We start from the raw sequence: 19241 nt of genomic DNA, 5'->3' as shown, positions 1-19241 counted from the left end.
ATGAAACCATTACAAAATGATCGTTATTTACGGGCATTATTACGCCAACCTGTTGAGATGACACCAATTTGGTTAATGCGACAAGCAGGGCGTTATTTACCAGAATATAAAGCTACTCGAGCACAAGCAGGCGATTTTATGTCATTATGTCGCAATGCGGATCTCGCTTGTGAAGTAACTTTACAACCTTTACGTCGTTATCAACTTGATGCCGCAATTCTTTTTTCTGATATTTTAACTGTTCCTGATGCTATGGGATTAGGGTTAAGTTTCGGTGCAGGTGAAGGGCCAAAATTTGCGAAAGTGATTAGCTCAAACCGTGATGTAGAACAATTGCCAATTCCTGATCCTGAAGGGGAGTTGCAGTATGTAATGAATGCTGTACGCACAATCCGTCGAGAACTTAATGGTGCTGTCCCATTGATTGGTTTTTCAGGTAGTCCTTGGACTTTGGCAACTTATATGGTGGAAGGTGGGAGTAGCAAAGCCTTTACTAAAATTAAGAAAATGCTATATAGCGAACCGCAAGTATTACACCAATTATTAGATAAGTTAGCTGATAGTGTTATTTTATACCTTAATGCCCAAATTAAAGCAGGCGCTCAAGCGGTGATGATTTTTGATACTTGGGGTGGCGTATTAGCGCATCGTGAATATCCTGAGTTTTCTTTACAATATATGCAAAAAATTGTTGAAGGATTGATTCGAGAGAATGAAGGGCGAAAAGTACCTGTTACACTCTTTACCAAAGGTGGTGGTTTATGGCTAGAAGCCATTGCAAATACGGGGTGTGATGCAGTAGGTTTAGATTGGACAGTTAATCTTGCCGATGCAAAAGTGAGAATTGGAGATAAAGTCGCATTACAAGGAAATTTAGATCCTAGCGTGTTATATGCACCTTCACAGCGGATTGAACAAGAAGTTCAACAGATTTTACATGATTTCCACACTACGGGTAGTGCCAACGGACAAGTGTTTAATTTAGGACATGGTATTCATCAAGATGTTCCAGAAGATGCACCAAAAATTTTAGTTGATGCGGTTCACCGTTATTCTCAACCTTACCATCAACAACAAAAATAAGAGCAGTGGTAGTATGCGAAATCCTATTCATAAAAGATTGGAACATTTTGAAAGTTGGCAACATATCGCTTTTATGTTGTGTTTATGTGAAAGAATGTACCCTAACTTTCAAAATTTTTGTCATTTTACTGCACAAAGTCAAAGTGCTAAACGTTATTCCTCAATTTTAAATTTAGTTTGGGAATATTTAACGGTTAAAGGGATAAAAATTAATTTTGAAAGCCAGCTAGAAAAATTTGAAGAAGTCATTCCCGATATTAATGGTTATGATTTTTATGGTATTTATCCTGCAGTTGATGCGTGTGAAGGTTTAGCTGAGCTATTACATAGTATTATTGCTGGTTCTACTTTAGAACAAGCAATTAAAATAAGTCGGTTATCTCTAAAGACAGTAGCAACTTTATTAGAGGCTGAAAATCAATGTGAATTGACAGACAATGAGTTGAAGCAACATGAAAGCATTCAACAAGAACTAGATGTTCAATGGGCTATTTATCGAGCGTTAAATCAAGCTGAAAAACGTGATATAAACTTGTTATTAGAACTTAAAAATGAGATCAGAGAACAATTAGTGAGTAATATTGGGATCGAGATCATAAAATAGTGTGATTTTCTTCTAATTTTCCTCATAAAATTCTTTGAATATTTAGCAAGTTAGATTAAGCTTGTAGCACTGTTTGAAACAGTGGTTACAGCGAATAGGTGTTAAGTTAATGAACTAATTTAACAGCTGAACACAAAATTTAAATAAATGCGAAAGGTAATTATTTATGAACAAGACTGAGTTGATTGATGCAATCGCTGCAAAAGCGGAATTAAGTAAAAAAGATGCTAAAGCAGCATTAGAAGCAACTTTGGAAACAATTACAGAAACTTTAAAAGCTGGTGAAACAATACAGCTAATTGGTTTCGGTACATTTAAAGTGAATGAACGCAAAGCCCGTACAGGTCGTAATCCAAAAACACTAGAAACTATTCAAATTCCAGCTTCTAAAGTGCCCGCTTTTGTTTCAGGGAAAGCATTAAAAGATGCAGTAAAATAATTTTGCCTGCATAAGTAAAACCCTAACAGTGAAGTTAGGGTTTTATTTTATCTCTAATTTTTATCTATCAAATCTGTCTTATTCTTTTTATTTCAATACGTTATCATTAAATCCAACATCTTATTACTGCAAATGGAGTAGAGATAACTTATAATATTGTAGATAAAAAGTTGTTATTAATTATGGGAGTCTATTATGTGCGGGATTGTTGGTGCGGTAGCACAACGTGATGTTGTTGAAATTCTTGTACAAGGATTACACCGTTTAGAGTATCGTGGATATGATTCTGCGGGTGTTGCAGTAGTTAATCAAGCAAAAGAATTACAACGTATTCGTTGTGTTGGCAAAGTAAAAGTATTAGACGATGAAATTGAAAATAACCCAATTACTGGTGGTACTGGGATTGCACACACTCGTTGGGCAACGCACGGCGAACCTTGTGAAGCTAATGCTCACCCACATCGTTCAGGAGATATTGTTGTTGTTCATAATGGTATTATTGAAAATTACGAACCGTTAAGAGAACTATTACAGCAACGAGGTTACCACTTTAGTTCTCAAACTGACACTGAAGTGATCGCTCATTTAGTCGCTTGGGAATTACAACAAAGCCAAACTTTACTTGAAGCGGTTCAAAAAACGGTGGCACAACTGACAGGTGCTTATGGAATGGTGGTGTTAGATCGCCGTGATCCCGATCGCTTAATTGCTGCTCGTTCAGGGAGTCCATTGGTCATTGGCTATGGCGTAGGGGAAAACTTTTTAGCCTCAGACCAGCTTGCATTATTAAGTGTAACCCGTCGTTTTAGCTATTTGGAAGAAGGAGATATTGCAGAAATTACTCGCCGTAGCGTGACAATTTACAATCAACAAGGTGAGCAGGTAGAGCGTAAAATTAGTGAGTCAAACTTAGAACAAGATGCAGCGGATAAGGGAAAATTCCGTCATTTTATGCAGAAAGAAATTTTTGAACAGCCGACCGCTATTTTAAATACGCTGGAAGGACGTATAGCAGGTGATAACGTTATCGTTGAAAGTATTGGTAATGGAGCAAAAGCCATTCTTGAAAAAGTGGAACATATTCAAATTATTGCTTGCGGTACTTCTTACAATGCTGGAATGGTTGCTCGGTACTGGTTTGAAGCTATTGCAGGAGTAAGTTGTGATGTTGAAATTGCATCAGAATTTCGTTATCGCAAATTTGTTACACGTCCAAATAGCTTATTGCTCACTCTTTCACAATCAGGTGAAACTGCAGATACGCTAGCAGCTTTACGTTTAGCGAAAGAAAAAGGTTATATGGCAGCAATGACAATTTGTAATGTTGCTGGTTCATCGTTAGTACGAGAGTCTGATCTAGCCTTTATGACCCGAGCTGGGGTAGAAATCGGTGTGGCATCAACTAAAGCTTTCACTACACAGTTAACCGCAATGCTAATGCTAGTTACTGCTATTGGTAAATTAAATGGTCAAGTTAAAGCAGAACAAGAAAAACAAATTGTTGCTGCATTAAAAGGTATTGCAAGAGATGTAGAAAAAGTATTGGCATTTGAGAAAGACATTGAACATTTAGCCGAAGATTTTGCAGAAAAACACCATACTTTATTCTTAGGACGGGGAGAGTTTTATCCGATTGCTGTTGAAGCAGCGTTAAAACTAAAAGAAATCTCTTATATCCATGCTGAGGCTTATGCTGCTGGTGAATTAAAACACGGTCCATTAGCCTTAATTGACGCTGATATGCCAGTGGTAGTGGTAGCACCAAACAACGAATTATTAGAAAAAGTGAAATCTAATATTGAAGAAGTCAGAGCAAGAGGTGGGCAACTTTATGTATTTGCAGATGCAGAAGCTGGCTTTACTGCTAGTGAGGGAATGAAAATCATCACTTTACCAAAAGTAAGTGAAATCACTGCCCCGATTTTCTATACCGTGCCTCTACAACTTCTTGCTTACCATGTCGCCTTAATCAAAGGCACCGATGTTGACCAACCAAGAAACTTAGCAAAAGCGGTTACGGTTGAATAGAGTAATATATAAAAATAGCGAGTTAAAACTCGCTATTTTTTCTCAATGTTTGAATAACTTATTTTGTTCGCTATATGAGATGGTATCACAGTTATTTAGACGTATCTTTATGTTGTTTATACACCTGCACCGTATTTGCCATTAGCATTGCGACAGTCATTGGACCAACACCACCGGGAACAGGCGTGATATAGCTTGCTTTTTGTTGGGCTTGTTCAAATTCGACATCACCGATGAGTTTACCGTTAACTCGGTTAATACCGACATCAATAACGATTGCTCCCTCTTTGATCCATTCGCCTTTAATTAAATGTGGTTTGCCGACTGCAGCAACGACTAGATCAGCTTGTTTGATTTGTTCAGCTAAGTTGGTTGTAAAACGGTGTGTAACGGTAACAGTGCAACCTGCTAGGAGTAATTCTAGTGCCATTGGGCGTCCGACAATGTTTGAAGCACCAACAATAACGGCGTGTTTACCTTGTAATGGAATGGTGGTGTTTTCTAGCAATTTTATTATGCCGTATGGGGTGCAAGCTCGTAAGGTTGGAATACGTTGACAGAGTCTGCCGACATTATAGGGATGAAAACCATCAACATCTTTATCGGGAGCAATGTTTTCAATCACTTTGCTACTATCTATATGTTCAGGCAGTGGAAGTTGCACTAAAATGCCATCTATCTGAGGATTTTGGTTTAGTCGTTGAATAAGATCCAACAATTCGTTTTCTGAAGTGCTGGTAGGGAGATTGTATGCCGTTGACTTGATGCCGATTTCAAGACAACTTTTACGTTTGTTTTCAACATAAATTTGTGAGGCGGGATCTGTTCCAACTAAGATCACTGCTAATGCTGGTGGGCGTTTTCCTGTGGCAGTGAGAGTTTGTATTTCTTCGGCTAATTCTGCTTTAATTGTTTTAGCAAGTGCTGTGCCTGATATAACCTGTGCTGACATAGATTTTGTTATCCCATAAAGGCTAAAATGATATTGATTATTGTCGCAAAAAAAGCAGGATTTGATAAGGGTTTACTAGCTAAATCCGAATTTAATTGAGAAAAAGTGGAATAATTTTAGGCAATTAAAACAAATTTTAAAAAAAAAGGTTGATCTCTATCTTCTTCCTACTATAATTCAGATCCGTTGTCGGCGAGTAGCGCAGCTTGGTAGCGCAACTGGTTTGGGACCAGTGGGTCGTAGGTTCAAATCCTATCTCGCCGACCATTTTTTTATCTATCTTTACCTCACCTGCGCCCTTAGCTCAGCTGGATAGAGCAACGGCCTTCTAAGCCGTAGGTCACTGGTTCGAATCCAGTAGGGCGTGCCATTAAAATTCCTTTTCATTTATTAATTATTTCCCTTTTATTCTGATTCAAGGTATGAGTTAGTTTAATTAGATAAATTCTTTTTGTTCTATACCACTTATTACTTTGCAATCTTCGATACGATGTTGGTTACATTGAGCGATACTTTGTAAGAAATTTTCAATCTCTTTTAATTGCTGAAGTTTAATTTGCACTTGTTTTAGGTGGGTTTGAATGAGTTTATCGGCATTCTCACAGTCAGCTGTAAGATTGGTTCTAAGTTGGTTAAGTTGTTTTATCTCCTTCAAACTAAAACCTAGAGTACGGCATTTCTTAATAAAATGAAGTAAGTCTAAGCTTTGTTGACTATACAGTCGATAGCCATTATTTGCTCGCATGGGTGGTGGTAATAAGCCAATTTTTTCGTAATAACGAATTGTTTCTAGGTTGATTCCACTTTGTTGGCTCAGTTGGTTGATTTTTAAAAAATCTGTCATTTGATGCTTGACCTTGTAGTCACTACGGAGTTTATAGTCTAACTCAAATTTTTGCGGAAAACAAAGAAGGAGCTATTATGTCTCATTGCTGTTCAAGTGGATGTTCATCATCTTTTAATCAAGCAAAATATCGTACTGTATTATGGGTTGCGATGCTAATTAATCTTGTAATGTTTATAGTAGAGATAATTACCAGTCAAACTTCTGGTTCTATATCGTTATTGGCTGATTCTTTAGATTTTTTTGGAGATAGTGCTAATTATGCAATTAGCCTATTTGTATTATCAAAAGCATTAAAGATCCGAGCAAAAGCATCTTTATTAAAAGGTGGTTCTATGGCAATTTTTGGGAGCTGGGTGTTGTGTAGTACACTTTATCATCTTTTCTTGGGAGAAATACCAAATTACCATCAAATGAGTGTGGTTGGCGGATTGGCTTTAGTGGCTAATTTAATTTCAGCTTGGATTTTATACGCTTATAGTAAGGGTGATAGTAATATGCAGGGAGTATGGATTTGTACACGTAACGATGCTATTGGGAATATTTTAGTTATTTTAGCTGCAGTGGCAGTTTATTTCACTCAATCCTATATTCCTGATTTACTGGTTGCTTTTTTAATGGCGTATTTGGCAATTCAGGGGGCTTGGCAAATTATACAGCAGGCAAGAAGGGAATTATTAATAGAGCGAGAATAAAAGGCGGTGAACCGCCTTTTTTATTAGATATTTTTATTCATTGGCTTGTTTCTCAGCAAATTTTGCCATTTCAAATTCAACTAACATCATCAAAATATGGATAACTTTGATATGTACCTCTTGAATACGATCTGCATAGCCAAAGTGAGGTACTCGGATTTCAATATCGGCTAAGCCTGCCATTTTACCACCATCTTTTCCTGTTAAAGCAATAACTTTCATTCCTTTCGCTTTAGCAGCATGGATTGCATTGATGATATTTTGTGAATTTCCTGAGGTTGAGAGTCCGAATAAGACATCTCCTTTTTGTCCGACCGCTTCAACATAACGAGAGAATACATAGTCAAAACCAAAATCATTACTGACGCAGCTTAGATGACTAGGATCAGAAATAGCAATTGCTGGATAGCCCGGACGATTTTCACGATAGCGACCTGTTAATTCTTCAGCGAAGTGCATTGCATCACAGTGTGAACCGCCATTACCACAAGAAAGTACTTTTCCCCCTTGTTGAAAACTTTCCGCTAATAACAGAGCTGCTTCTTGAATTGATTTTATATTTTGTCCGTTATTAATAAATTTATTTAATACCTCTGCGGCTTGATTTAATTCAGACGTGATTTGTGAAAGGTACATTTGATTTTTCCTTGTTGTGATGATTTTAGGCTTAAATTCTATTGCTAAAGATAACATATTTAGATAAAAAGAGCATTAATTCTCAGAATACTTATTGTGAGTTATTTGTTGGTGAACTTGGAGCTAAAAATGGCGTTAATTCAATGTCCTGATTGTGGAAAAAAAGTGAGTAGTGAGGCTGAAAAATGTGTGAGGTGTGGTTTTCCATTACAAAATATATCGCTTATGCAGTATCAACAAAGTTTTAAAAAAAATATTGCAGAACGACAAGCTTTAAACCGTCAAAATGCGAAAATACAGCTAATTTGGTTAGTTATTTTTAGCTTGATTATTGTTATATTTACTTGGTGGAAAAATTAACTTTAGTGTGAGGAAATGATGTTTAATTCAGCGTATTTTATTGATCTAGTTGAAAAATGGTCAGATATAATTTTTATTTATTTAATAAAAATTGTTTTAGCTGCATTAGTTATTGCGGTAACTTATTATTTTGGTAAAAAGATACGATATTTATATGAAGTAAAATCGAAGAATTATTTTGCCGAACGACATCATTTAAATAAATTTATTACATTTTGTTTATCCTTTAGTTTTATGATTGTCGGTTATTTTATTGCAATTCATATATTAGGATTAGAAGGATTATTAACTCAATTATTAGCCAGTGCGGGCGTCATTGGTATTGTTATTGGTTTTGCAACTAAAGAAACAACGGCAAATTTTTTCTCTGGTATTTTAATTAATATTCAAGTGCCATTTAAAGTGGGAGATTGGGTTACGATTAATGGTCAGTATGGGCAAGTGAAACAAATAGGTTCATTATTAACTATCATTATGACTGTTGAAGGACAGAATGTTTATATTCCTAACCAATTGATTTATACAGGAAATGTAGTGAATTATTCTTCATCAGGTAAGCGTATGGCGATCGTATCCACAGGTGTTTCTTATGGTGATGACTTAGATAAAGTAAAGAACGTGGTGATGGATTGTGTGCCACAAATTGAAGGAGTTATTACTGAAAGTGAAGATGAGTTATTTTTACCTAGATTATTTTTTACGAATATAGGCAGTTCAACTTATAATTTTGAATTACGGATTTGGATAAATTTTGAAAGTCATAATCAATATATGAAAGCAATTAATGATGGGATTGTATTGCTAAAAAAACGTTTTGAAGAAGAAGATATTTGTATTGCTTATGAAGTAACAACCTTAGATTTTGGTGTTAAAGGAGGGGTTAATTTATATGATAAACCCATTAGCTTTAGTGAAGTTATTAGCCAAAATAAGGACACTAATGTAGTATCTAATAATGCTGATATTATATCAAAACCATCAGATATAATGATGGATAAAAAAGTATAAGATTATTTTAATTTTATTCATAAATAAACTTAAACCACATTATTTAATAATAATGTGGTTTTTATTTAGTGATTATTTATTGCTTCTGCACAGGCATAAGCAGAACTCCAAGCCCACTGGAAATTATAACCACCAAGCCAACCTGTCACATCTAGTACTTCCCCAATAAAATATAACCCCTTAACCTGATTTGCTTCCATCGTTTTTGATGAGATGGTGTGAGTATCAACACCACCTAAAGTTACTTCTGCTGTGCGATAGCCTTCGGTTCCATTAGGGATAAATTGCCAATGGTGAATGTATTGTTCTAATTTATTTAGTTGAGCGTGGCTTAGTTGTGCTAGTGTTAGTTGCCCCCAATTGGCAAAATCAGAATGAGTAAAAAATAGTTCTACCCATTTTTTAGGTAATTGGCGATTTAAAGCCGTTTTTAGCTGTATTTTGGCAGTGGATTGACGGAGTTGCTGGAGATATGTTTTTAATTCAAGCTGTGGTAGGAGATCAATTTCAATACTTTCTCCGCTTTGCCAATAGTTAGAGATTTGTAAAATAGCGGGGCCTGAAATACCTCGATGAGTAAAAAGAAGTTGATTATAGAAACTTTGTCCACAGGTGGCGGTTACTTTGACGGGTAAGGATATTCCTGCTAATTCCGCTAGCCATTTATCCTGTTCTCGCCAAGTAAAAGGGACTAAAGAGGCTCTTGGTGATACGACTTTTAAACCAAACTGTTCTGCAATTTGATAGCCAAATGGTGTGACTCCCAGTTTTGGCATAGAAAGACCACCAGTCGCAATAACAACGTGTCTGGCGTGGTATTTCTCTCCGTTATTGTTAGTTAATGTAAAATAGTCAGTTTGTTTACTGAGCTGTTGTATAGTAGAACGTAGTTGAATCACCACCCCATTTTTTTCACATTCAGTGAGTAGCATTGAAACGATTTGTTCTGCCCCTTGTTGAGTAAATAATTGCCCCAGTTCTTTTTCATAATAAGCAATGTTATAACTTGATACTAAGGTAATAAAATCCCATTGTGTATAACGAGCCAGTGCAGATTTTACAAAATGTGGGTTTTGTGAAAGATAATGGCTTGGATTGACATCTAAATTAGTAAAATTGCAAAAACCACCACCCGACATCAGGATTTTTCTCCCGACTTTTTTTCCACTTTCTAACACTAAAACTGATTTGCCACTTTTAGCGATTAAAGCGGCACAAAATAATCCAGAAGCCCCCGCACCGATAATAATAACATCTAAGATTTTCATATTTACCTACTGGTGTTTTTCGTCAGTTGTATTGGCTATTGGTGATGGAGCGGAGGATTCATCAGTGGTTGTATTTTCTTCGGCATTAGTTGTTTTATATTCAACATAAAGTGGGATAATACCTAAATTTTCTTGGTTTAATACTGTTTTTAATTGGTTTAATTGAGCGACAATTCTAGCTGTAACAGCTTCAGCTTGCGGAACTAATGAAACGATATGTGGATCTCTTTCACCAAAAAGAGAAGCATTTAGGAGACGTTCTGCGTGCATACCTGGGCGACAATAATGTAAAACACCGGGAACTTTATCTTCAAATAACACACCAACAACGGCAGCCTCAGTAAAGGCGATCCCAAGAGAGGCATCTTCCCCACCATAGATTTTAAATAATTCATCAGTGGGAAAACCACCCGCAGCAAGAAAAATTGAACGGCGGAAGATCATATTGCCGCCAACAGTCATTTGCAAGGTTTTCCACGCTTCTTCTAAACCTTTACCTGCATAGGCGGTGTATTTAGGGTCGAGATCTACCGCTGTTAATGATAAGCGAACTAAGGCAAGCTCATTAAATCGTGCAAAAGATAAAATCGGTGCAGCTAAAGCGTTATCTTGATAAGCATCATCTGCATCAAGAAACGCAATTAAATCGGCTGAGCTATGTAATGCTGCCCAGTTACGTGCTGCAGCAACCCCACTATTTTGTGGCATTTGTAGTGCTTTTACTTTTGGAATAGCTTCAGCTAATTGAGAGATGATGTACCAAGTATTATCAGTTGAACCATCATCAACGAGATAGAGATGTTGAACGTATTGTTGTTTTAAAACGCTTTCAACGGCTCTTAATAATGTATTTTCAGCATTATAACAAGGAATAATAACATCAATTGAGGGTAGAGATTGTTGTTGAGTTTCCATTAGATTTTTCTTTGTGCCTAAGTAATTTATTTTTAATGATAAATAATGGTTTTAATTGTAACAAGATTTTGCACTGATTTGTATCTGTGGCTGAAATGTGAAAAAAGAAAACTCTCTTTTACATTTAAATAAAAGAGAGTTTAAGTGGTGATCAAATATTATGCTTAGATTTTTGTTTGAAAAATAACTTTATCAGCTTTTTTAACATAACTATTAATATGATCAAAGTTCATATATCGATAGGTATCCTCTTTATCGTGTTGTAATTGTTCTGTATAAGCAAGGTACTCTTCTACTGTCGGTAATTTGCCTAATAATGCAGCAATTGCAGCTAATTCTGCTGATGCTAAATAGACATTAGCACCTTGTCCTAAACGGTTAGGAAAATTACGTGTGGAGGTTGAAACAACAGTCGCTTGAGGGGCTACTCGAGCTTGATTTCCCATACAGAGAGAGCACCCCGGCATTTCTGTTCTTGCTCCACTTTTACCGAATAAGCTGTAATACCCTTCTTCGGTCAGTAGGGCGGCATCCATTTTAGTTGGTGGTGCAATCCATAATCGAGTAGGAATAACCCCATCAAAATTTTGTAATAATTTACCTGCAGCACGGAAATGCCCAATATTTGTCATACAAGATCCGATAAAGACCTCATCAATTTTATCCCCTGCAACTTCAGAAAGTTTGCGAGCATCATCAGGATCATTTGGTGCACAAAGGATTGGTTCTTTGATTTCATTCATATTGATTTCAATGATTGCAGTATATTCAGCATCAGGATCGGCTTCGATTAATTGTGGGTTTGCTAACCATGCTTGCATATTTTGAATACGCCGTTCTAAGGTGCGAGCATCGCCATAGCCTTCTGCGATCATCCATTTCAATAGGGTAATATTAGAATTGATGTATTCAATAATTGGTTCTTTATTTAACTTAATTGTGCAAGCAGCGGCAGAACGTTCTGCTGAGGCATCAGATAGTTCAAAGGCTTGTTCAATTTTTAGATGCTCTAAGCCTTCAATTTCTAAAATTCTACCTGAAAAAATATTTTTCTTTCCTTGTTTTTCAACAGTTAATAAACCTTGTTGAATGGCATAATAAGGAATTGCATGAACCAGATCACGTAAAGTGATGCCCGGTTGCATTGTGCCAGTAAAACGGACTAAAACAGATTCAGGCATATCTAGCGGCATAACCCCCGTTGCAGCCGCAAATGCCACTAGACCTGATCCCGCTGGAAAAGATATCCCTAACGGAAAGCGGGTGTGGGAATCTCCGCCTGTGCCAACTGTATCAGGTAATAACATTCGGTTTAACCAAGAGTGAATAATACCATCGCCAGGGCGTAAAGAGATACCACCTCGGTTCATCATAAAATCTGGTAAGGTATGATGTGTTGTAACATCAATCGGTTTTGGATAAGCCGCAGTATGGCAGAATGATTGCATCACTAAGTCAGCCGAAAAACCAAGGCAAGCAAGATCTTTTAATTCATCTCGAGTCATAGGACCCGTGGTATCTTGAGAGCCTACGGAGGTCATTCTCGGTTCGCAGTATTGACCGGGACGAATTCCTGCAACACCACAGGCTCGACCAACCATTTTTTGTGCCAAGGTAAAGCCTTTTTTACTCTCAGTGACTACTTGGGGTTTGATGAAAACATCACTTTCAGGTAAGCCAAGTTGTGTTCTGGCTTTATGGGTTAGCCCACGCCCAATAATTAACGGGATACGACCACCAGCACGGACTTCATCAAGTAGTACTTGGGTTTTTAATTCAAAATTAACGATAACTTTATCGCTGTTATGACTGCAAATTTTGCCTTGATATGGGTAAATATCAATAATATCTCCCATCTTGAAATGGCTAACATCGACTTCAATTGGTAATGCACCTGCATCTTCGAGAGTATTAAAGAATATTGGGGCAATTTTACCACCCAGTACCACACCACCTGCTCGTTTATTTGGAATAAAAGGAATATCCTCTCCCATATGCCATAACACCGAATTAGTTGCTGATTTGCGTGATGAACCTGTGCCGACAACATCGCCAACATAAGCAAGAGGAAAACCTTGCTCTTTTAATTTTTCAAGCTGTTTAATTGGACCAATTTCCCCTTCTTTATCAGGTATAATCCCTTCTCTGGCATTTTTTAGCATTGCTTGAGCATGGAGTGGAATATCTGGACGGCTCCAAGCATCTTGAGCGGGGGAAAGATCATCAGTATTTGTTTCACCACTTACTTTAAATACTGTAACGGTAATTTTTTCCGCAAGTGATGGGCGGGATAAAAACCATTCAGCATCTGCCCAAGATTGTAAAATTTGTTGTGCAAAGGCATTTCCTGCGGTTGCTTTTTCAACTACATCATGAAAACTATCAAACATAAGTAATGTTTTTGATAAGGCTTGAGCAGCGATAGTGGCTAATTTGGGGTTATCTAGGGCATTAATTAAGGGTTCAATATTGTATCCCCCTTGCATGGTACCTAGAATTTCGATTGCCTTTTCAGGTGAGATTAAGGGAGAGATAACATCACCTTTAGCTACCGCAGACAGAAAAGAGGCTTTCACATAAGCTGCTTCATCAACACCAGCAGGAATACGAGTTTCAAAAAGTTCGAGTAGAAAGTCTTGATTAATGGCTGGAGGATTTTTTAATAACTCGATTAATTCTGCCGTTTGTTCTGCGGTTAGAGGTTGAGGACAAACGCCTTCAGCTTTGCGTTGTTCAACTTGTTGTTGATAGGAAAGTAGAAAGTCAGACATAGTGCTTCCTCGTCAAATTTAGAGTAGAGAATTGGGTGTTGCATGTATCAATCCATCATTAACGTACCATTGAAAATACCCTAACTGAATTGTTGAATTTTTGTTAAATATAGGACTGGCTTAGAAAAAAGTCAAAATAGAAAATGAATTATTGTTAACTAGATCACAACAAAATCACTGTTTAATTAGACGGGTGGAGGGAGTAACAATGAGATAAAAAAATCCTATTGAAAGGATTCAATAGGATTGATAATAGAATTAAGGAGAATTTTACTGAGTGAAATTAAAGAATGTTTTCAAATTCTTCTAAGACTTTAGTTGGCCATACGCTAGATTGTACTTCACCAATGTGTTTTTTCTGTAGCATAAACATTGCCATACGTGATTGACCAATACCACCACCGATGGTTAAAGGAAGTTCTCCCGCAAGAAGTTTTTGATGCCATTCAAATGCTAGACGATCTTCATCGCCTGTAATTGCTAATTGGCGGCGTAAAGCACTTTCATCAACACGGATTCCCATTGATGAAATTTCAAATGCACTACCTAATGCTTCATTCCAAACAAGAATATCACCATTTAATCCTTTGTATTCGCCTTCAGAGACAGTTGTCCAGTCATCATAGTCTGGTGCACGAACATCGTGTGGTTTACCATCTGATAATACACCCCCGATTCCGATTAGGAATACAGCTCCGTATTCTTTACAGATCGCACTTTCACGTTCTTTATCGGTTAAATCTGGGTAACGTTGTACTAAATCTTCAGAATGAATAAAAGTAATTTCTTCAGGTAAGGTTGCTTTAATACCGAATTGTTTTTCAACAGCTTGTTGTGTTTCACGCATTGCAGCGTAGATTGAACGTACAGTCTCTTTTAGGAATGTAAGATCACGGCGACCTTCAGGAATAACTTTTTCCCAATCCCATTGATCAACAAAAACTGAATGAGTGCAATCTAAAGAATCTTCATCAGGGCGTAAGGCTTTCATATGGACAAATAATCCTTCACCTGGTTTGAAGTCAAAACGGGCTAAAGTATGACGTTTCCATTTGGCTAATGAGTGGACGACTTCAAACTGAGCATCTTCAATTTGTTTTACTTTAACTTGAACTGCTTTTTCTTTTCCTGATAAGTTATCCTGCATTCCATTACCAACTTGACTTAAGATTGGTCCTTGGACTTCAACTAAACCTAAGTGTTCAGCTAATTTGTGAGAGAAAGTGTCTTTAACAAAACTAATTTCTTGTTGTTGAAGAATAAATGACTTTTTCATAATTTGTGTTCTCTTAAAATATGAGTTAGATAGAAACGCAGTTACAACTTCAGACTGCTGTTATTTGCTTGTTGGTTATTATTCAAAAAAAATGCCGTATTGCAAGAGAAAATTTTAATAAAGTTTTATACCGTTAGATATTATCTAATTTAAATCGTATTTTTTAGATGATATTCAAAAAAGCAGTGTTTTTGCTTGGTGGTGGTTAGATTTTATCCGAATGATGGAGTAAGACAAAGCGTTCCCATAGTTCATCTTCACTTTCAATATGTGCAGGATCTTGAATAATGCAATTATTAATCGGACAGACTTTTTGACAAGTTGGCGTTTCATAGTGTCCGACACATTCTGTACAAAGTGTTGGGTCGATTACATAAATTTGCTCTCCCAGAGAAATAGCTTGGTTTGGGCATTCTGCTTCGCACATATCGCAATTAGTACATTTAGCTGTGATTAAAAGTGCCATAACACCTCAACGTTAATAATTTCATTGGTATTACCTTCAATAGTCGTAAAATCGGGCGATTATAAAGAAATAGCCTTTTAAAATCCAATATGTTATTTTGTTCTCCGTTTTTGTTTATATTGTTCGACCTGTAATCGGTTGATACTATTAGTTTTAAAATGAATTAATCTGATGATGCAATTATCTTTTCGTATCAAATTGTTATTAATCCTATTGATTATCGTTTTAGGTGCGACTTTTTTTGTTATTCGGACAAATCGAATCGCAGAGATAACATCTCAATCAAACCAATATGAGCTTACTCAGTTCCCAATAAAAAATTATGATTATCACCTTGCAAAAGATAAATTTGGGGCAAATCCTACTGCACAAGTAGATTTTTATACTTTGGTTTTATCGTGGTCGCCAGCTTATTGTGAAAGAGTTAAACAACGCAATCAGGGAGCTATTCCTATTAAAGATCGTTTGCAATGCGAACATCGTTTTGGCTGGATCATTCATGGTTTATGGGCAGAAAATGCTGCTGCCCAGCAGATTACAGATCATCCTAGATTTTGCCAAGGCGATTTACCTGAAGTAAAACCTGAGATTATTCAATCTTATTTAAAGGAGTCGCCTTCAGCCCATTTACTTCAAGGTGAGTGGGAAAAGCACGGTGCTTGTATCTTTAATCAAGCACAAGATTATTTTGCTAAGCAAAGTGAACTGTTTCATCAGCTCGTATTACCAGATAATAATTTTGAGAAAAAAGCATTGATTAATTGGTTAAAACGATATAATCCCAACTTAGAAAATAAAAGAATTAGCGTGAATAAGAATGAAATAAAAATTTGTTATGACTTAGATTGGCAAGTGATGAGTTGTCCTTGGTAGTTGTCATAAAATAGAGAGTATTGAAAATTATTTATTTATACAAAGTAATATTCTTTATAGAATTATTTTATTTAATAAAACAAATTAATGGTTAAGTTGTTACAATTTGATCTAATCCACACTTTTCAAATTAAGAGTTGTTATAATGTATCTTAGATTAAGTAGTATTAACGGAATTCTATTCAACTTTAAGTAAATAAAGAGGACTTATTATGTCAGTAATCAAAATGACCGATTTGGATTTAGCAGGAAAACGTGTGTTAATCCGTTCAGATTTAAATGTACCAGTAAAAGATGGTAAAGTAACGTCTGATGCACGTATTAAAGCTTCACTGCCAACCATTAAGTTAGCACTTGAACAAGGTGCAAAAGTAATGGTTACTTCCCACTTTGGTCGTCCAACCGAAGGTGAGTACAATGCTGAATACTCATTACAACCTGTTGTAGATTACTTAAATCAAGCGTTAGATATTCCTGTTCGTTTAGAAAAAGATTATCTTGAAGGCGTTGAAGTAGCTCCAAATGAATTAGTTGTATTAGAAAATGTTCGTTTTAATAAAGGCGAAAAGAAAGATGATGAAGCCTTATCAAAAAAATACGCAGCATTATGTGATGTCTTTGTAATGGATGCGTTTGGTACTGCTCACAGAGCCCAAGCTTCTACACATGGTGTTGCAAAGTTTGCTACCGTTGCTTGTGCAGGGCCATTATTAGCGAATGAATTAGAAGCGTTAGGTAAAGCATTAAAAAATCCTCAACGTCCAATGATTGCAATAGTGGGGGGATCTAAAGTTTCTACCAAGTTAACTGTATTAGACTCTCTTGCAAAAATTGCTGATCAATTAGTTGTTGGTGGTGGTATTTCTAATACTTTTGTTGCGGCTGAAGGGTATAATGTCGGCAAATCTTTATGTGAAAAAGATTTAATTCCTGAAGCACAACGTTTAATGCAAGAGTGTGATATTCCTAGTGCGATAGATGTTCGAGTTGCAAAAGAGTTTTCAGAAACAGCGACAGCAACAGTAAAATCAGCAACTGAAGTTCAAGATGATGAGCAAATCTTAGATTTAGGCGACCAATCAGCTCAACAGCTTGCAGAAATTATTAAAAATGCAAAAACGATTTTATGGAATGGACCAGTAGGTGTATTCGAGTTTCCTAATTTCCGTAGAGGAACTGAAATTGTTGCCCAAGCGATTGCAGAGAGTGAAGCCTTTTCTATTGCAGGTGGTGGCGATACTTTAGCAGCAATTGATATGTTTGGAATTGCGGATAAAATTTCTTATATTTCAACAGGTGGTGGTGCTTTCTTAGAATTTGTTGAAGGCAAAGTATTACCAGCGGTAGCGGTTCTTGAAGAGCGTGCAAAAGCTTAATTTTTTATAATTGAAGGGGAGTTTTCCCCTTCTTATTTATTGAGAGGAAAAATTTATGTCTAAAATTTTTGATTTTGTTAAGCCGGGTGTGCTTAGCGGTGATGATGTACAAAAAGTCTTTAAAATTGCAAAAGAAAAAGAGTTTGCGATCCCTGCGGTAAACTGTGTTAACTCAGATTCGGTGAATGCCGTATTAGAAACTGCTGCACGAGTGAAAGCACCAATTATTATTCAATTCTCTAACGGTGGTGCTTCTTTCTATGCAGGAAAAGGAATTAAATTACCAGAAGGTCAACGTGCAGATGTTATTGGGGCTATTGCAGGTGCAAAACATGTGCATGCCTTAGCAGAAGCATATGGTGTACCAGTAATTTTACACACCGATCACGCAGCTAAAAAATTATTACCTTGGATCGATGGCTTGCTTGAGGCAGGTGAAAAACATTTTGCAGAAACAGGTAAACCATTATTTTCATCTCATATGATTGATCTTTCAGAAGAAAGTTTAGAAGAAAATATTGAAATCAGTAAAAAATATTTAGAGCGTATGGCTAAACTAGATATGACCTTAGAAATTGAATTAGGTTGTACTGGTGGGGAAGAAGATGGCGTGGATAACAGCCATTTAGATAATTCAATGCTTTACACTCAACCAGAAGATGTCGCTTATGCGTATGAAGAATTAAGTAAAATCAGCCACCGTTTTACCATTGCTGCATCTTTCGGGAATGTTCATGGGGTTTACAAACCGGGTAATGTTAAGTTAACACCAAAAATTTTAGATAATTCACAAAAATATGTTTCTGAAAAATATGGTATTCCTGCAAAATCATTAGACTTTGTCTTCCATGGTGGTTCTGGTTCAAGCCAAGAAGAAATTCGTGAAGCGGTGAGCTATGGTGTAGTAAAAATGAATATTGATACTGATACTCAATGGGCAACTTGGGAAGGTATTTTAGATTATTACAAAGCAAATGAAGCCTATTTACAAGGTCAATTAGGTAACCCTACAGGTTCTGATGCACCAAATAAAAAATACTATGATCCTCGTGTTTGGTTGCGTAAAGGTGAAGAGTCAATGTCAAAACGCTTAGAACAAGCATATGACGACTTAAATTGCCGTGATGTATTATAATTTCATTGTTTGATAAACAACACCTCAGTTTTTTTGAGGTGTTGTTATTTTAGTACTGTTGTAAAATAGTCAGAGGAAATTTCTTACCACTTAAGTAATCATTAATAACTTCTAATACTAAGGGATTTCTCAAACATTGATTCGGTTGCTGAATATATTCTTGTACTTCGCCAAGAGTAAGCCATAAAGCTCGATTAATATCAGTATCTTGAGGTTGAGTGGGTAAGCATTGATCTAATTCAACAATAAAAATAAAACGTAAATAATCAATTCCTGACTGTGGTGCCTGCCATTGATATATGCCAAGAAGAGACTGCATTTTGGCTTTAATGCCTGTTTCTTCAAATAATTCTCTTTCCGCACCTTCAACTAAACTTTCATTTGCTTCTAAATTCCCAGCAGGTTGATTAAGCGTCATCTTGCCATATTCAAATTCTTCAACAAATAAAAATTTTCCTTGGCAATGAACAACGCAAGCAAGAGTAATATGGGGTTTATGCATTATGTTGATC

The 19241-nt window shown here is 36.4% G+C and carries 19 protein-coding genes and 2 tRNA genes; 12 read left to right on the top strand and 9 right to left on the bottom strand.

All coding sequences use genetic code 11. From position 1 onward, the window contains the following. The 4 genes from hemE (at position 1) to glmS (ending at position 4154) form a co-directional block, all read left to right on the top strand. The gene (gene hemE / locus CEP47_RS06675; RefSeq protein ID WP_261920358.1) at positions 1–1083 is read left to right on the top strand and encodes a uroporphyrinogen decarboxylase; all 1083 of its coding nucleotides are present in this window, start codon (positions 1–3) and stop codon (positions 1081–1083) included. Positions 1084–1096: 13 nt separating this feature from the next. After that, positions 1097–1687, top strand: a complete 591-nt coding sequence (locus CEP47_RS06670; protein WP_261920359.1) for a YjaG family protein — start codon at positions 1097–1099, stop codon at positions 1685–1687. Between the two features lie 166 nt (positions 1688–1853). After that, positions 1854–2126: an HU family DNA-binding protein gene (locus tag CEP47_RS06665; protein ID WP_261920360.1), complete on the top strand. Its 273-nt coding sequence runs from the start codon at positions 1854–1856 to the stop codon at positions 2124–2126. A 195-nt stretch (positions 2127–2321) separates the two neighbouring features. Then, positions 2322–4154, top strand: a complete 1833-nt coding sequence (gene glmS / locus CEP47_RS06660) for a glutamine--fructose-6-phosphate transaminase (isomerizing) (RefSeq protein WP_261920361.1) — start codon at positions 2322–2324, stop codon at positions 4152–4154. 91 nt (positions 4155–4245) lie between these two features. Here glmS and folD read toward each other — a convergent pair whose 3' ends face one another. Beyond that, positions 4246–5106, bottom strand: a complete 861-nt coding sequence (folD, locus tag CEP47_RS06655) for a bifunctional methylenetetrahydrofolate dehydrogenase/methenyltetrahydrofolate cyclohydrolase FolD (RefSeq protein ID WP_261920362.1) — start codon at positions 5104–5106, stop codon at positions 4246–4248. Between the two features lie 190 nt (positions 5107–5296). Between folD and CEP47_RS06650 the strand changes: the two genes are divergently transcribed. Together CEP47_RS06650 and CEP47_RS06645 are read left to right on the top strand one after the other, a co-directional pair. Then, positions 5297–5373: transfer RNA gene (locus CEP47_RS06650), tRNA-Pro, on the top strand. 26 nt (positions 5374–5399) lie between these two features. Then, positions 5400–5476: transfer RNA gene (locus CEP47_RS06645), tRNA-Arg, on the top strand. A 66-nt stretch (positions 5477–5542) separates the two neighbouring features. Here CEP47_RS06645 and CEP47_RS06640 read toward each other — a convergent pair. Continuing rightward, complete coding sequence (locus tag CEP47_RS06640; protein WP_261920363.1) at positions 5543–5950, bottom strand: MerR family transcriptional regulator; 408 nt, start codon at positions 5948–5950, stop codon at positions 5543–5545. Between the two features lie 77 nt (positions 5951–6027). On the opposite strand from CEP47_RS06640, the gene CEP47_RS06635 reads away from it, so the two are divergent. Beyond that, entirely contained in the window at positions 6028–6645 is a 618-nt protein-coding gene (locus CEP47_RS06635; RefSeq protein WP_261920364.1) for a cation transporter, read from the top strand. 33 nt (positions 6646–6678) lie between these two features. Here CEP47_RS06635 and lpcA read toward each other — a convergent pair whose 3' ends face one another. Beyond that, entirely contained in the window at positions 6679–7281 is a 603-nt protein-coding gene (gene lpcA, locus CEP47_RS06630; protein WP_261920365.1) for a D-sedoheptulose 7-phosphate isomerase, read from the bottom strand. Positions 7282–7410: 129 nt separating this feature from the next. Between lpcA and CEP47_RS06625 the strand changes: the two genes are divergently transcribed. Together CEP47_RS06625 and CEP47_RS06620 are read left to right on the top strand one after the other, a co-directional pair. Beyond that, positions 7411–7641: a hypothetical protein gene (locus CEP47_RS06625; protein WP_261920366.1), complete on the top strand. Its 231-nt coding sequence runs from the start codon at positions 7411–7413 to the stop codon at positions 7639–7641. Between the two features lie 18 nt (positions 7642–7659). After that, positions 7660–8649: a mechanosensitive ion channel family protein gene (locus CEP47_RS06620; RefSeq protein ID WP_265482615.1), complete on the top strand. Its 990-nt coding sequence runs from the start codon at positions 7660–7662 to the stop codon at positions 8647–8649. 65 nt (positions 8650–8714) lie between these two features. Here the strand turns inward: CEP47_RS06620 and CEP47_RS06615 are convergent, their stop codons facing one another. The 5 genes from CEP47_RS06615 to CEP47_RS06595 all read right to left on the bottom strand — a co-directional run bounded on the left by CEP47_RS06615 (position 8715) and on the right by CEP47_RS06595 (position 15345). Beyond that, positions 8715–9917 (bottom strand): BaiN/RdsA family NAD(P)/FAD-dependent oxidoreductase, encoded by a 1203-nt coding sequence (locus CEP47_RS06615; protein ID WP_261920368.1) that lies wholly within the window; start codon positions 9915–9917, stop codon positions 8715–8717. Positions 9918–9923: 6 nt separating this feature from the next. Next, positions 9924–10832 (bottom strand): glycosyltransferase family 2 protein, encoded by a 909-nt coding sequence (locus CEP47_RS06610; RefSeq protein WP_261920369.1) that lies wholly within the window; start codon positions 10830–10832, stop codon positions 9924–9926. A gap of 164 nt (positions 10833–10996) precedes the next feature. After that, complete coding sequence (gene acnB / locus CEP47_RS06605) at positions 10997–13603, bottom strand: bifunctional aconitate hydratase 2/2-methylisocitrate dehydratase (RefSeq protein WP_261920370.1); 2607 nt, start codon at positions 13601–13603, stop codon at positions 10997–10999. A 283-nt stretch (positions 13604–13886) separates the two neighbouring features. After that, the gene (gene asnA / locus CEP47_RS06600) at positions 13887–14879 is read right to left on the bottom strand and encodes an aspartate--ammonia ligase (RefSeq protein WP_261920371.1); all 993 of its coding nucleotides are present in this window, start codon (positions 14877–14879) and stop codon (positions 13887–13889) included. A 205-nt stretch (positions 14880–15084) separates the two neighbouring features. Then, entirely contained in the window at positions 15085–15345 is a 261-nt protein-coding gene (locus CEP47_RS06595) for a YfhL family 4Fe-4S dicluster ferredoxin (protein ID WP_261920372.1), read from the bottom strand. 171 nt (positions 15346–15516) lie between these two features. Between CEP47_RS06595 and CEP47_RS06590 the strand changes: the two genes are divergently transcribed. The 3 genes from CEP47_RS06590 to fbaA all read left to right on the top strand — a co-directional run bounded on the left by CEP47_RS06590 (position 15517) and on the right by fbaA (position 18729). Then, positions 15517–16218, top strand: a complete 702-nt coding sequence (locus CEP47_RS06590; RefSeq protein WP_261920373.1) for a ribonuclease T2 family protein — start codon at positions 15517–15519, stop codon at positions 16216–16218. 212 nt (positions 16219–16430) lie between these two features. After that, the gene (pgk, locus tag CEP47_RS06585) at positions 16431–17594 is read left to right on the top strand and encodes a phosphoglycerate kinase (RefSeq protein WP_261920374.1); all 1164 of its coding nucleotides are present in this window, start codon (positions 16431–16433) and stop codon (positions 17592–17594) included. A gap of 55 nt (positions 17595–17649) precedes the next feature. Beyond that, entirely contained in the window at positions 17650–18729 is a 1080-nt protein-coding gene (fbaA, locus tag CEP47_RS06580) for a class II fructose-bisphosphate aldolase (RefSeq protein WP_261920375.1), read from the top strand. Positions 18730–18778: 49 nt separating this feature from the next. Here the strand turns inward: fbaA and CEP47_RS06575 are convergent, their stop codons facing one another. Continuing rightward, positions 18779–19231: an NUDIX hydrolase gene (locus CEP47_RS06575; protein ID WP_261920376.1), complete on the bottom strand. Its 453-nt coding sequence runs from the start codon at positions 19229–19231 to the stop codon at positions 18779–18781. Positions 19232–19241 lie beyond the last annotated feature (10 nt).

It is taken from the genome of Mergibacter septicus (assembly GCF_003265225.1).
Classification (GTDB): domain Bacteria; phylum Pseudomonadota; class Gammaproteobacteria; order Enterobacterales; family Pasteurellaceae; genus Mergibacter; species Mergibacter septicus.
This window is presented reverse-complemented; position numbering and strand designations above follow the sequence as displayed.